General features: G+C 33.5%; 11 protein-coding genes and 2 pseudogenes. 10 read left to right on the plus strand and 3 right to left on the minus strand.

The genetic code is table 11. From position 1 onward, the window contains the following. Positions 1 to 323: 323 nt before the first annotated feature. Positions 324 to 1,699 (minus strand): annotated as a pseudogene (locus AZF08_RS16820) (IS4 family transposase). 46 nt (positions 1,700 to 1,745) lie between these two features. Between AZF08_RS16820 and AZF08_RS16825 the strand changes: the two are divergent. The 10 genes from AZF08_RS16825 (at position 1,746) to cntE (ending at position 12,683) form a co-directional block, all read left to right on the plus strand. Continuing rightward, a complete protein-coding gene (locus AZF08_RS16825) occupies positions 1,746 to 2,144 on the plus strand; it encodes an ACT domain-containing protein (RefSeq protein ID WP_033678137.1) in 399 nt (132 codons plus the stop codon). 623 nt (positions 2,145 to 2,767) lie between these two features. Further along, positions 2,768 to 3,601 carry a diaminopimelate epimerase gene (locus AZF08_RS16830; RefSeq protein WP_033678136.1) on the plus strand — a complete coding sequence of 278 codons (834 nt, stop codon included), beginning with the start codon at positions 2,768 to 2,770 and terminating at the stop codon, positions 3,599 to 3,601. 27 nt (positions 3,602 to 3,628) lie between these two features. Further along, a complete protein-coding gene (locus tag AZF08_RS16835) occupies positions 3,629 to 4,423 on the plus strand; it encodes a nicotianamine synthase family protein (RefSeq protein ID WP_033678135.1) in 795 nt (264 codons plus the stop codon). A gap of 30 nt (positions 4,424 to 4,453) precedes the next feature. Then, entirely contained in the window at positions 4,454 to 5,773 is a 1,320-nt protein-coding gene (locus AZF08_RS16840; RefSeq protein ID WP_033678133.1) for an opine metallophore biosynthesis dehydrogenase, read from the plus strand. A 126-nt stretch (positions 5,774 to 5,899) separates the two neighbouring features. Next, positions 5,900 to 7,501, plus strand: coding sequence for a staphylopine-dependent metal ABC transporter substrate-binding lipoprotein (gene cntA / locus AZF08_RS16845; RefSeq protein WP_407639485.1), 1,602 nt, complete (start codon positions 5,900 to 5,902; stop codon positions 7,499 to 7,501). Between the two features lie 256 nt (positions 7,502 to 7,757). After that, positions 7,758 to 8,690 (plus strand): nickel/cobalt ABC transporter permease, encoded by a 933-nt coding sequence (opp1B, locus tag AZF08_RS16850; RefSeq protein ID WP_033678132.1) that lies wholly within the window; start codon positions 7,758 to 7,760, stop codon positions 8,688 to 8,690. Beyond that, entirely contained in the window at positions 8,691 to 9,587 is an 897-nt protein-coding gene (gene cntC, locus AZF08_RS16855; RefSeq protein WP_033678129.1) for a staphylopine uptake ABC transporter permease subunit CntC, read from the plus strand. It begins immediately after the preceding gene. Between the two features lie 4 nt (positions 9,588 to 9,591). Then, the gene (cntD, locus tag AZF08_RS16860) at positions 9,592 to 10,404 is read left to right on the plus strand and encodes a staphylopine uptake ABC transporter ATP-binding protein CntD (protein WP_033678127.1); all 813 of its coding nucleotides are present in this window, start codon (positions 9,592 to 9,594) and stop codon (positions 10,402 to 10,404) included. Continuing rightward, entirely contained in the window at positions 10,401 to 11,147 is a 747-nt protein-coding gene (locus AZF08_RS16865) for an ABC transporter ATP-binding protein (RefSeq protein ID WP_033678126.1), read from the plus strand. The genes cntD and AZF08_RS16865 overlap by 4 nt, the downstream gene beginning before the upstream one ends. A 354-nt stretch (positions 11,148 to 11,501) precedes the next feature. Further along, on the plus strand, positions 11,502 to 12,683 hold the full coding sequence (cntE, locus tag AZF08_RS16870; RefSeq protein ID WP_033678124.1) for a staphylopine family metallophore export MFS transporter CntE: 1,182 nt from the start codon (positions 11,502 to 11,504) through the stop codon (positions 12,681 to 12,683). Between the two features lie 138 nt (positions 12,684 to 12,821). On the opposite strand, the pseudogene AZF08_RS16875 reads toward cntE, so the two are convergent. Continuing rightward, a pseudogene (locus tag AZF08_RS16875) lies at positions 12,822 to 13,079 on the minus strand (IS4 family transposase); the annotation flags it as partial. Then, positions 13,033 to 13,269: a hypothetical protein gene (locus AZF08_RS16880; protein ID WP_033678119.1), complete on the minus strand. Its 237-nt coding sequence runs from the start codon at positions 13,267 to 13,269 to the stop codon at positions 13,033 to 13,035. The pseudogene AZF08_RS16875 and the gene AZF08_RS16880, both read right to left, overlap by 47 nt. Positions 13,270 to 13,479 lie beyond the last annotated feature (210 nt).

Below are 13,479 nucleotides of genomic sequence, written 5' to 3' on the forward strand. Positions count from 1 at the left end.
ACCTTTTTTAGCCATGAAAAATCCCCTCCAAGTAATAGTGTAACACCCATGTATGTACATGGTCTTTTTACACTGTCTACCTAAAGGGGATAATATCAAAGTCAGGCTTTTTTAAAATAAATAAACTGGTAATTTATGTTTTTTACGGTTCTGGTGCAAAAAGGCTCGGACAGCCAAACTACTAGGGGTCTCGCCACACATCCATCAACTTAAGGTGTATTTTTATACAAAATGCGGTCTTTCCATATAGTTTTTTATTATCTTTTATAGATTTTATAAAAGTAGGCATATCAAATAAACCCTGACGGGTTTCAATTTTTTTACTATGCTACCTGATGAGTAGAAGTGGTATACTCATAAACAACACCCAAAATATCAAAGACTGTCTTTTTCTCGTATCGATGAGATTTTCGTCCGTTGCGCTGTAGGAGGTTAAACAGACGAAGGAGAACCTTTGATAGCTCTTGGGTGTTTTTGTGTAATGCTTGGTGAAAAAGTAAAAAATAATCCTTAATTATGTACATCATTTTATATTCACTTAGCTCTTTCTGTTTCTTACGTAACAGGAGTTCTCGCATTTTAAACATAGTAGAAGAACATAATAGAATACTAATGAGTTGCCCATAAAGGTGACATTCTAATCGCTCTTGTTTAATAGATTTACAACGATGAATTTGAAACCAAGATTTCCATATTTTAAATAACAGCTCAATTTGCCAATGTAGTGAATATAAGTCATAGATTTTCTCTTTTGGTACCCATTCCGTAGGAATGTTTGTCATATATACCGTAATACCTTGTAAAAGTTTCGTACGCTCTGTATATGTAATTCCTTTTTTCTTTTCGCGAATAGCTCGGTCACGTAGGCGTTTCTGTTTTTGCTCCTCGGTACATCTATAAACTACAATACGAGTAGGCAGTTTGTCTTTACTCCCTACATATACATCATGTAATTCATACACTTGGTCAGGTTGTAATTGTTTCATGATGTCTTCCAAATGAATTTGTATATATACCGGTCTCAATTGAGCGGGTTTTGTTTTAAATACCACTGTTTCGAACTCTTTTCTATATATTTTAGTTGGTAACTTAGGACGTGATAAATAATATCCCTGCTTGTCTTGAATAGACTTAAAGTCTTGTAGACGAAAATATCCTAAGTCACGAATATATATAGTTCATTCTTTTGTGCCAGGCCTGTTCGAGTCGCACTATATGCCTGATCACTTCGTTTTCCTGGTTCAATTTCCACATCAGAAAATTCTCCACTCAACAAGTCATACTCTAGTTGAATTTTCACACCAGCTTTATGACTACATCCTCCGGCACCAGGATAAGTAGTTGCGAATCGATCTGGAACTTGGAAGGTTGTAGAATCAAGGACGAGAATCCGCTCAAAATAAGCAAAAAGAGAATGAGAAATCTTAGATACTCCTCCAATTTTAGCTTGTAGAAGTGTAGTAAATACAGTTCGAAAGAAGGCTACAGAAGCCGAATTAAATCGTCGATTAAGTCCCTCCGGACTTAATAAAATTCCTGTTGAAGTTTCTAATTGACTACAAAGTTGAGTAAGAGAGGTAGTAGCGATTTGTTGATTTAGCCATACACACAAAGATAAGAAATGGTGCCCGTGGCACTTACGTTTTCGTTTCATCCCGCCAGCTTCTATAGCTAGTTGATTAAGTGTAGCGGGAGACATATATCGATATAACTCTTCAGCAAATAAAGGTAAAGAAATAGATACTATGTTCCCAATTTCGATATTTGATCAGATAGTTAAAGAAAAGATTAAAGTTGATTTTGTACACATATCTGTAGAGGAAGTCTTATTTTCTGTAGGGAATGAAAAATTAGCAAAGGCAATTACAATTATCGAACAGTTAGACTATATTCCTAAAATCAATCCAGGGTGTATTAAGGCAACCATAGAAGGAATAGCTGAATTTTCTGGGGTGCCAGGAATCGTAACACAAGTCAGTTCTGCTTTATGGGAAAAAGGTGTGCAAATCTTACAAGCTGCTGATAGTCATAAGACGATTTGGGTTCTGATAAAAGAAGAAGATAGAAAGGTAGCAGTGAATGCACTTTGGGAAGCTTTCAACGAATTGAACAGATTTTGTAGCCAAGAGAAAATAAATAAATAAAGATAAACTAAGTGCTGTGCCGTGTTAAAGATATTACTGTGGATTTGAAATAAAGTCACGATGTTCATAAAAAGTTGCGATACTTTACCTCTCATGCTCATCAACTTAAGAATTTTATAACGCCCTCAAAACAAAAAATTGTACATTTTCACCTGGAGATGCCAATTTTCTCGTTTTGGGGTATTTGCTTTTCTTAGCTTGATTGTGATGGGGGTTCAGCCGAGATACCTGTAAAAACGAGTCATAGACTGTATTATATTTCCATTATTGGTTTTTAGATGAAAATAGTCCCCTTCAACTAAATAAAAAGCCAATTTCCTTCATGTAAAGGAAATTGGCTTTTTATTTAGTTATATATTATGACAATCTTTAATTTTAGCTAATCGCTTGATGTGGGTTTCACCCTAGAGATAGTGTAGAGTATTATCATTTTTTCAGGAAAACTGATTTTTTTGAACCTATTGTTGAACATTTATAATTCTTGCAATACATCATGAGCATAAAATCAGAAATTGACACTATTTAAAATTATGATATAATTTGTTTCATCCTTGATAATAGTAATCATTACGATTTAATAAAGGATTCAAGTGGAAAAAATATAATTGTAGGAGGTGGTTGTAATGAAAAAAGAAATAGATTTTATAAAGTTTAATCCAACACAGAATATGACAGTCCTTGTTAAAACGAGTCATCCAGTTGAAGAGTATAAGAACATTGCTTCAAAAATGATGGCATATGACAGCGTATATGCTGAGCAAGTAGGGTTTATAGAAGAATCAGTAAAAAATGAAACTGCTGCATATCTTCAAATGGCAGGAGGTGAATTTTGTGGAAATGCTTGTATGGCATTAGCAACATTTATCGCATCTGAAAAAGGACTAAAGCATAATGATTCAGAGGAAATATTATTAGAAGTTTCAGGTACGGACAGATTAATAATATGTCAAGTAAGAAGACTTTCAGATGAATATCATTGTCAAGTTACTATGCCTATTCCTAAAAGAATTGAACAGCAAACCATACAGTATGATGGTGACGATTTGGATATTATTATAGTAAGATACCATGAGTTTATTCATATTGTGATAGAAGTGGCACAAATTAATCCACCAGTGAGGGAGAAAGCGCAAAAATTAGCAAAGTTACTTGGGTTAACTATGGGGACAAATTTGGTAGGTATTTTACTATATAAATCGGAAGCTAATGAAATGGCCCCGCTTATCTATGTTCCTCATTTAGATAGTATGATCTGGGAAAGAGGATGTGGTTCAGGTACAGCCTCTTTAGGAGCCTATTTGGCTTGGAAAAATAATGGGGAGATCCGTGTACCAATAAGACAACCTGGCGGCATTATTAATGTAATTGCTACTTGTTATAAGGAAGAGTTGATAGACCTTAAGATTGAAGGGCCAGTCAAAATAGTGGCACAAGGGAAAGCTTTTATTGAAATTTAGTTATTACATTTTATAGAGGTGAAATGAGTGAATGTGTTAGAAAAGTTCCAAGATAATTTAATTGAATTTTCGGGTAAATTCAATTATTCAGCAAGACAATATGATGATACGATGGACAACTGTGAAGAGTTAGAAGCTTTAATAGATGATTATGCCAAATTTATAACAAATAAAGAGCACAAAGTAATTTGGGAACAATTAGAACAACAAAAGTCCGGCGATCTAGATCGACTGGTAGTAGACCTAAGAAGAAATTCAGCGCTTTGTGTTGCAATTATGGAGAAATATCGTGCATTGAAATTACAGAGTGGAAATGCTGAAATAGCGAATTACTTTAAAAATATAGAATTATGTATTGAAAAAGAATTTGGAAGTTTCCAAATCACTTCTAAGTCGAAAGTATTATTGGTCGGTTCAGGTTCATTTCCAATGACACCCCTATTAATTGCTAAACGAACTGGTGCGGAGGTTGTTGGCATAGATATAGATGATGATGCCATTCAACTTGGATTGAACGTTGTTAAAGAATTGGGACACGGATTAAATATTCGATTAGAAAAAAAATCAGTAGAGGAACTCGATTTTATAAAAGAAGTAACTCATGTCATTTTTAGTTCTACGGTCCAAAGTAAATATGACATATTGGACCAACTCTATACATTGACGAACGAAAGTGTCGTTGTGGCTATGAGATATGGTAATGGGTTAAAGTCTTTGTTTAATTATCCAGCGCGAGAGGTAGATAACAAAAAATGGAAGATCGTTGGAAATACAATACGTCCAGACCATATATTTGATATTGCACTATATAAAAAAGTATAGGTTTACTTATTTACAGAAAGGAAGGCATTTATGAGTCATTTAAAGCGAGTTCTACTATTAGGGACTGGTCCTACATCCATTCAAATTTCTATGAATTTTAAAAAACAATTGGGTTGCTATGTGGGGATTGTTGGAAGACAGTCTGCTCGTTCAGAAGATTATTTTGCAGCACTTACTCAAAATAATCTTCTGATTCGTGTAAGTGTTCAAAATGAAATGCATAAAAATATGGGGGGAGAGTGTTTTATTGACCAAGCCTTTTATGGATATAGAGAGATTGAGGGGAAATGGGATACCATTATTCTTTCTGTAACAACAGATGTCTATATCGAAGTATTAAAGCAAATTAACGATGATATTTTAAAACAAGTAAAATGCATAATTTTAATTTCACCCACTTTCGGTTCAAATAGCTTAGTAAGTAACTATATGAATCAGCTTAATCCGGAGGTGGAGATCATTAGTTTTTCTACGTACTACAGCGATACACGATGGATGCACAATAAACCACTCAATCATGTTATAACAACGGCGGTTAAGAAAAAAGTGTATATAGGATCTACACACTATTCGTCTAAAAATGTCGAGAGGCTATGTAGAATCTATGAGCAATTAGGTATTGTTTTAGAAACTATGAAATCTCCAATTGAAGCAGAAACAAGAAATATTTCTTTATATGTACACCCTCCATTGTTTATGAACGATTTTTCGTTAAGTGCGATATTCGGAGAGTTAGACAGCCAGAAATATGTATATAAAATTTATCCTGAGGGGCCCATTACACAATATTTAATTCGTGATATGTTGTCCCAATGGAAAGAAATTATGAATATTGTAGAAAAAATAAATATTCCAGATATAAACTTACTTAAATTTATGACGGATGATAATTATCCGGTAGGCTTAAAAAGCTTATCACGACATGATATAGAAAACTTTAATCATTTAGAATTGATTCATCAAGAGTATTTATTGTATATACGTTACACCTCATTATTGATTGATCCTTTCTCAAAGCCAGATAAAGAAGGAAGGTATTTTGATTTTTCTGCTGTTCCATTTGGGAGAATGTTTGTCAATAAGGAGGGGTGTTTAGATATCCCAAGAATGCCCAAGGAAGACTATTATCGTATAAAAATAATACAAGGAATAGGAAAATATCTGAATCTAAATTGTCCAACAATAGATAAGTTCATTAATACATATGAGAGTAAAATCGAAGAAGTAGCTCAATCTCATAAGGACACACCGCTGTCTAAGGCATTTGTTGTTCAAAGTTTTGATGAAGATTTGAATATGATATGCAGTGAAATCGGAAAAAGTATAGGAGTAGAGACGTTAAAACAGTAATTAAAGTAAGGATGGTATCTACTTAGAAACGGGAGAAACCAATTGGCAGGTACATATGTACTTGCCAATTAGAAATTTTCATATTCAATTCGTAGGACCATCTTATAGTCATTAGGGGGAAATAATGTGAAAAAAAGAAATTTTATTTTTCTATTTGTTCTTATGTATGTAATGGTTGTGCTTACAGGCTGCAGTGGTAAAACTGATTCAAAGAATAGTGAAAAGCAAACAGAGCTAGTTTATGCATCAGCCAAAGATATTAATGACATGAACCCTCATCTTTACACAGGCTCTATGCCAGCTCAAGGAATGGTGTATGAGTCATTAGTTGAGAACACAGCAGATGGGATTAAACCATTACTTGCTGAATCATGGGAAATTTCAAAAGATAGTAAAGTGTATACGTTCCATTTAAGAAAAGATGTGGTATTCCACGATGGGGAACCATTTAGCGCAGAAGCAGTGAAACAAAATATTGATGCAGTACAAAAGAATAAAGAGAAGCATTCTTGGATTAAGTTATCAACAAAAATAGTAAGTTGTAATGTGATAGATACGCATACAGTTGAATTAGTATTATCAGAAGCATATTATCCAACTTTGGTTGAATTGTCTATGACTAGACCTTATGTATTCATATCGCCAAAAGATTTTATTAATGGGGGCACAAAAGAGGGTGTAAACGGATACCACGGTACAGGACCGTATATTCTCACAAAGCATAAAACCGATGAGTATGCAACTTTTGAAGCCAATAAAAAATACTGGGGTGAATCACCTAAAATTAAAAAGGTTACTTCCAAGGTTCTTCCAAGTGGAGAAACAACATTTTTGGCACTACAAAAAGGTGAAGTTAACTTTGCTTTCACAGATGACAGGGGTGCAGACAGTATTGATGTCCAAGCAATGCAACAATTAGTTGATTCAGGTAATTATCAACTTGTTAAGAGTGAAGCAATGAATACGAAAATGATTGTAGCTAATAGCAGTAAAACAGATAACCCAGTAAGTGAAAAAGCTGTTCGGGAAGCTATTTGGTACTCTATTGATAGAAAAACAATTACTAAGGATATTTTAAATGGTACTGAAAAGGTGGCTAATACACTATTTTCATCTAATGTTAATTATGCAGATGTCGATTTGAAGAAACGAGGCTATGATTTAGAAAGAGCAAAAAACATTTTAGAAGAAGCAGGATGGGTATTGGAAAATGAGGTTGAGGTTAGAACTAAAAATGGTAACAAACTAACAATGAACCTTTATTATGATAGTAATTCTTCCTCCCAAAAAGCAGAGGCTGAATTTATTCAAAGTTCATTAAAAAACATCGGGATTCATCTGGAAATTATTGGTGAAGAATCAAATTCAATTGCTAAACGAAGATCTACTGGAGACTATAATCTATTATTCAATCAAACATGGGGATTAGCGTATGATCCACAAAGTACAATAGCCGCTTTTATCTCTAATTCTGCTTATTTGTATACGACAAGTGGTATTGCTGAAGCAGATGAACTTTATAAGAAAATCAATAAGGTTATGGTATCTACTGATGAGAAAACACGACAATCATTATACGCTGATATTTTAAAAGTTGTTCATGATGAAGCAGTCTTTATTCCAATTTCACATGGTCGTATGACTGTAGTTGCTCCCAAAAATTTAAAAGACACTTCATTTAAGCAAACACAATATGAATTGCCATTTGAGCGAATGCACTTTGAATAAAAATATAAATAAAAGGGGAATTCTCCCCTTTTATTTATGAGATAAGAATTTGTAAGTTTTAGCTATATGAATGGGTTGTGAAAATCTTTGTTTGATTGTACACATTCACTAGACTCTTGACATCTCTAAGCGACATAACCTTTATCATATATATTTAGGCAATTTTGTAGTGTTCAAAAATGCCTATTGCTTAATAAACTGGGACAGATGTAGGTATGTTTTTCTAATGATATTTTATATTAAAAGGAGATGCTCAATGGAAAGTTATATAATTAAAAGATTATTAATATCTATTCCTTTACTTTTCACTATTTCATTTTTAACGTTTGTTTTAATTAATCTTTCTCCCTTAGATCCCGCAGAAGTGGTATTACAAGCACAAGATACCCCAGAAATAACAAATGAATTAATTGCACAAACGAAGGAAAAGTTGGGGCTGGATAAACCATTTATAGCACAATATTTACATTGGACCATTGCTTGCTTGCAATTAGATTTTGGAAATTCATACGTCACAGGAAAGCCAGTTTGGTCATTAATAGGTCCGGCCTTTCTCAATACATTAAAGTTAACGATCGTTTCATCTGTTGCCATTATTACTTTGTCAATCTTATTAGGTATTATCTGTGCGATGAAAGAAGGAAAGATAATTGATAAATCAGTAAGAGGAATTTCATTTTTCTTAACAGCGATGCCGTCGTATTGGCTCGCTTCTGTTATGATTTGGTATTTTTCTGTTAAATTAGATCTATTACCAACAAGTGGACTGGATTCCTATAAAAGTTACATCCTTCCTGTTACTGTAATCACGATAAGTTATGCTGGCATTTATTTTAGAACAGTTAGAAGTTCGATGTTAAGCAATTTAAATGAAGATTATGTACTGTACGGAAGGGCATGTGGTTTAACCGAGAGAAAAATTGTCATCCATGTTTTAAGAAATTCATTACAAGTGGCCATTTCAATCTTTTGTATGGCCATACCCATTATACTTGGAAGCACAGTAGTTATAGAAAATGTGTTTGCATGGCCAGGGTTAGGGAGTCTAAGTGTTAAATCCATTTTAAGCAGGGATTACCCAATTATACAGGCATATGTTCTCATATTAGCGGTAACCTTTGTATTTTTTAATACGATTTCCGATATTATAAATGCCGCTATGAATCCTAAATTAAGAAAGGGTTTCTAAATGAAGATATTAAAAACATTAAGCAAAGATAAGTTAGCTATTGTATCTTTGATAATCATTATTGTAACGATTGTTGCTGGTGTATTTGCTCCTTTACTTGCGCCACATGACCCTGAGGAAATAAATATGGCGATGCGGTATGCAACCTCATCGTCGGAATACCTATTAGGTAATGATCATTTAGGGAGATGCGTTTTATCCAGACTAATTTATGGAATTCGTCCTAGTATTCTATGGGTTTTAGTTGCATTATTGATAATTGTTTTAATTGGGACTTTTCTAGGTTTCATAGCAGGTTATTTTGGAGGACGAGTAGACGCTTTTATTATGAGGATTTGTGATATTATGCTTTCTTTTCCAGGATACGTTATGACATTAGCGGTTGTTGGTATTCTAGGCGTAGGTCTTGAGAATATATTAATTGCATTTATTCTAATCAAATGGGCATGGTTTGCCCGAGTCATCAGAACGTCTGTTATGCAGTATTCGGAGTTAGACTTTGTGAAATTTTCAAAAGCATCTGGCATTAGTGACATACAAATTATATGTAAGCACATTGTTCCTGTGACATTGTCCGATATAGCAGTTATTTCAAGCAGTTCTCTTGGTTCAATGATTTTACAAATATCAGGATTTTCATTCTTGGGTCTAGGAATTCAAGCTCCAAATGCTGAATGGGGAATGATGCTAAATGAAGCAAGAAAAGTTATGTTTTCAAAACCAGAGTTAATGCTAGCACCTGGATTGGCTATTATTATGGTAGTATCTGCATTTAATTTTTTATCTGATGCACTTCAGATCGCTTTAGATCCTAAATTAATAACCTCTAAAAATAAGACTCAAGAAAGCTTGATAACTCCTAAGAGTAAGCTTCAAGAAAAAGAGGTGGCAAAATAAATTTATGAATATATTAGAAGTTAAAAATTTGAGAATATGGGATAACAATACTGAAAAAGTGATTATTCATAATAGCTCATTCAATTTAAACTATGGAAGTTGTCTAGCGATTGTGGGGGAAAGTGGAAGTGGGAAGTCTGTGACTTGTAGATCAATTATGGGATTGAATAAATCCTGGATTTATCAATCTGGAGACATTCTATTTAAAGGTGAAAAACTGAACAATCTTTCTGAGAAAGCGATGAGAAAGAAAAGGGGAAGAAATCTTTGCATGATTTTACAAAATGGCACGAGAGCATTTGATCCTTCTTGTGTAATCGGTGTTCATTTACGAGAGACACTTGTTGAACATTTTGCCTGGAGTAATAACAAAATAGAAGTAAAAATGAAACATGCCATGGAAAGTGTAATGTTAAAAAACCCCATAGAGATTATGAATAAGTATCCCCACCAGCTATCAGGTGGAATGCTGCAGCGAATTATGATTGCATTAGCATTAGTATTAGAGCCTGACATTATTATCGCTGATGAACCGACAACAGCACTAGATACAATCTCACAATTTGAGGTGGTTGAACAATTTATTAAATTAAGAGAAAGAATGGGTTGTTCGATGATCTTTGTTTCCCATGATTTAGGTGTTGTAAAAAAAATTGCTGATAATATTTTGGTAATGAAGGAAGGAGGAATTATTGAAAGAGGCACTGTCCAAAACGTCTTTTCAGAAGCACAACATGAATATACAAGATATTTAATATCCACTAGACTAGCACTGAGTAACAATTTTAAAAATTTAATGGGGAGGAGTTACATTTGATAAGAGTTGATAGCGTTGAAAAATCCTATAAAAAAGGTGGATTATTTTCTAGAGACAGACAAAAAATCCTGAAGAAAGTTAGTTTTGAGTGTAGGAGTGGCGAATGTCTTGGCATTATCGGAGAAAGTGGAAGTGGAAAATCAACGTTAGGACGTTTGATATTAGGAATTGAAAAACCTGATTGTGGAACAGTTTTATTTGAGGGAAAGAATATAGCGAATAGAGTAGTGAGACTAGGTAACATTAGTGCTGTTTTTCAAGACTATACTTCCTCCATTAATCCATTTTTTACTGTTGAAGAAGCAATTATGGAGCCATTAAAAACCAAAAAAAAGGATTCGAAAGAATACCAGATTAAGATTGATATTCTATTAAATCAAGTGGGATTGAATCCATCCTATAGAAAGAAATATCCTCACCAGTTGTCGGGAGGGGAGATTCAAAGAGTTTGTATTGCAAGAGCTATCTCAACAGAGCCAAAATGTATTTTATTAGATGAAGCAATCAGCTCTTTAGATGTATCTGTTCAAAAACAAGTGCTTGAATTATTAAAACAATTAAGAAAAATTTATAATATGAGTTATATTTTTATAACTCATGATATTCAAGCCGCTGCCTATATTTGCGATAGAATTATTATCTTTAAAGATGGTCAGATTGAAGAAATAGCGCCGATTGAACAATTAAAAGACGTCCGGTCAGAATACGCAAGAAAATTACTACAGATGTTAATAGCCTTTTGATATTATCCACGAGAAGGATATCTCAGTAACATAATTTCTATCTATACGTTACTCTGTAATGGGACAGTTTCAACCTTAGATTCCCATATCCAAGAAAAGATTTTAACACGGTTACGATGATTAAATAAGTAGGTTGTTTTTTCAATCATCTTTAGTTTTGTGAATGTATTATATGGCACATGAAGAGAAGTTTATGAGGTACGAAAGGTACGGAATTATCTAATGAAAATTAACATTCATACACACTATCTTTTTTGTAGTGTAACTATGAAGTAAAGCTAATTCATAAGAAAAAAGTTCATTACAATATTAGAAGTCACAGAATTTGTTACAGAATTAGGAGGAGAAGAAATTGTGAATGGAGCTATGGCATGGCCTTTTCTACGTTTGTATATATTGGTTCTTCTTTATTTTAGTGCTAATTCTATATTAAATGTTATTATTCCTTTACAGGGTAAAACATTAGGAGCTAGCAATGCAACAATTGGTTTGATTATGGGAGGATATTTATTTACAACTATGTTCTTTCGACCATGGGCAGGTTGTATTATTCAAAAACAAGGACCGATAAAAGTATTACGTATTATTCTTATTATTAATGGTTTTGCTTTAATATTATATACAATTACTGGGTTGTGGGGCTTTTTAGTTGCACGTATTTTACAAGGGGTTTCAACAGCGTTCTTCTCCATGGCATTACAGATAGGCATTATTGATGCGCTACCAGAGAAGGATCGTTCTCAAGGGATTTCACTTTATTCTTTATTCGCAAATATGCCAGGTATTATAGGTCCCATAGTGGCATTAAGTATTTGGCAAACAGGAGGCATGGATTATTTTACAGTAGTGATGATAATAATTGCTATTTTCACAGGTGTATTTGGATATAGTGCTAAAATGGAAAAAAGAAAAGCTCATCCTGTTTCAGATAATACAGAGAAGGAAGTGGGGATGTTTCAATCTTTTAGCCAATTAGTTAAAAATCCGATTTTATTTAAATGCAGTGTGTTGATGTTAGTTGCTTCTATTGTATTTGGAGCTATTACAACCTTTATCCCATTATACGCTACACAATTAAAAAGTGGCAATGCTGGAATTTATCTAATGCTTCAAGCAGGTACTGTTGTTTTTGCTCGCTTTGTTTTAAGAAAAAGAATTCCTTCAGACGGTAAATGGCATTCTTCTTTTATCATGGGGACTATGCTTCTTTTAGCAGTAGCAGCACAATGTGTTAGCTTTTCTATAATCGGTGGGGCGACCTTTTTCTACATTGGTGCAATTTTAATGGGAATTGCTCAGGCGCTCCTCTATCCAACGTTAACAACGTATTTGACCTTTGTTTTGCCGCAAATGAATCGCAATGTATTAATTGGCTTGTTTATTGCTATGGCTGATTTAGGTGTTTCTTTAGGTGGTGTCATTATGGGGCCTATAGCTGATTTTTCTTCATACTCATTTATGTATATGATTTGTGCTATCTTGGGTGTCGCGATGACCATCTTTGCCTATGATCGAAGAAAAATATTTGTTGAGTAAAATTTGTAAGAAGCTTTTCGAAATTTTTATATATAACTTTTGAAGAGCTTCTTAGGGGTTCAGCCGCATGCCCATCAACTTAAGAACGGAAACAAAATGAACATGCTAAATAAACCTCAATCGGCCAAATTTTTAAAATTATGCAACTTTCTTTTGCTTTTTCAATCCATTATACTCATAGACAATACCCAAAATATCAAAGACTGTTTTCTTCTCATATCGATGAGATTTCCGTCCATTCTTCTGTAGAAGGTGGAACAGGCGGATTAGGATCTTTGTTATTTCTTGGGTGTTTTGCTGTATAGCTTGATACAGAATGTATAGATGGTCTTGAATCATTCCAATGGCTTTATATTCGCTTAATTCTCTTTTCTTCTTTTGTAAAATTAACTTCTTCTAACTGTTCATCATAATTTTTATAGTTGGTAATTCTTGCGAAGTAATTACCTTGTTCAGCAGTACACCGAAACATCTCATCCGTTACTGACTCAGCTTTAATAATATCCACTGGATATATTTCGTTAAGCAATTCAAGCATCTTTTGATCCATAATTTTCTTCCCTTCTTCCTTCTTTAATTCTAACAACCTATAAAAAATCACTTCTTATGAAGTTAACTAGCTTCTATATTTGATTAAAAGTTCTTATTTAACAATACTACGGTTATCTTAATACCAATTATTTCAAAATCCCATCTTTTTAACAATACTTTATTCAAGAATATGGCGCGATTGTTAAATACGATGACTGGAGATATATTAAAACATTCAATATCAAAAGTTTATCGCTACTTTTTA

It is taken from the genome of Bacillus gaemokensis (assembly GCF_001590835.1).
GTDB classification, from domain to species: Bacteria; Bacillota; Bacilli; order Bacillales; family Bacillaceae_G; genus Bacillus_A; species Bacillus_A gaemokensis.

Coding starts and splice junctions, on each gene's coding strand:
- AZF08_RS16825 (WP_033678137.1), top strand. CDS start 1,746: ATGTTCCCAATTTCGATATTTGATCAGATAGTTAAAGAAAAGATTAAA.
- AZF08_RS16830 (WP_033678136.1), top strand. CDS start 2,768: ATGAAAAAAGAAATAGATTTTATAAAGTTTAATCCAACACAGAATATG.
- AZF08_RS16840 (WP_033678133.1), top strand. CDS start 4,454: ATGAGTCATTTAAAGCGAGTTCTACTATTAGGGACTGGTCCTACATCC.
- opp1B (WP_033678132.1), top strand. CDS start 7,758: ATGGAAAGTTATATAATTAAAAGATTATTAATATCTATTCCTTTACTT.
- cntC (WP_033678129.1), top strand. CDS start 8,691: ATGAAGATATTAAAAACATTAAGCAAAGATAAGTTAGCTATTGTATCT.
- cntD (WP_033678127.1), top strand. CDS start 9,592: ATGAATATATTAGAAGTTAAAAATTTGAGAATATGGGATAACAATACT.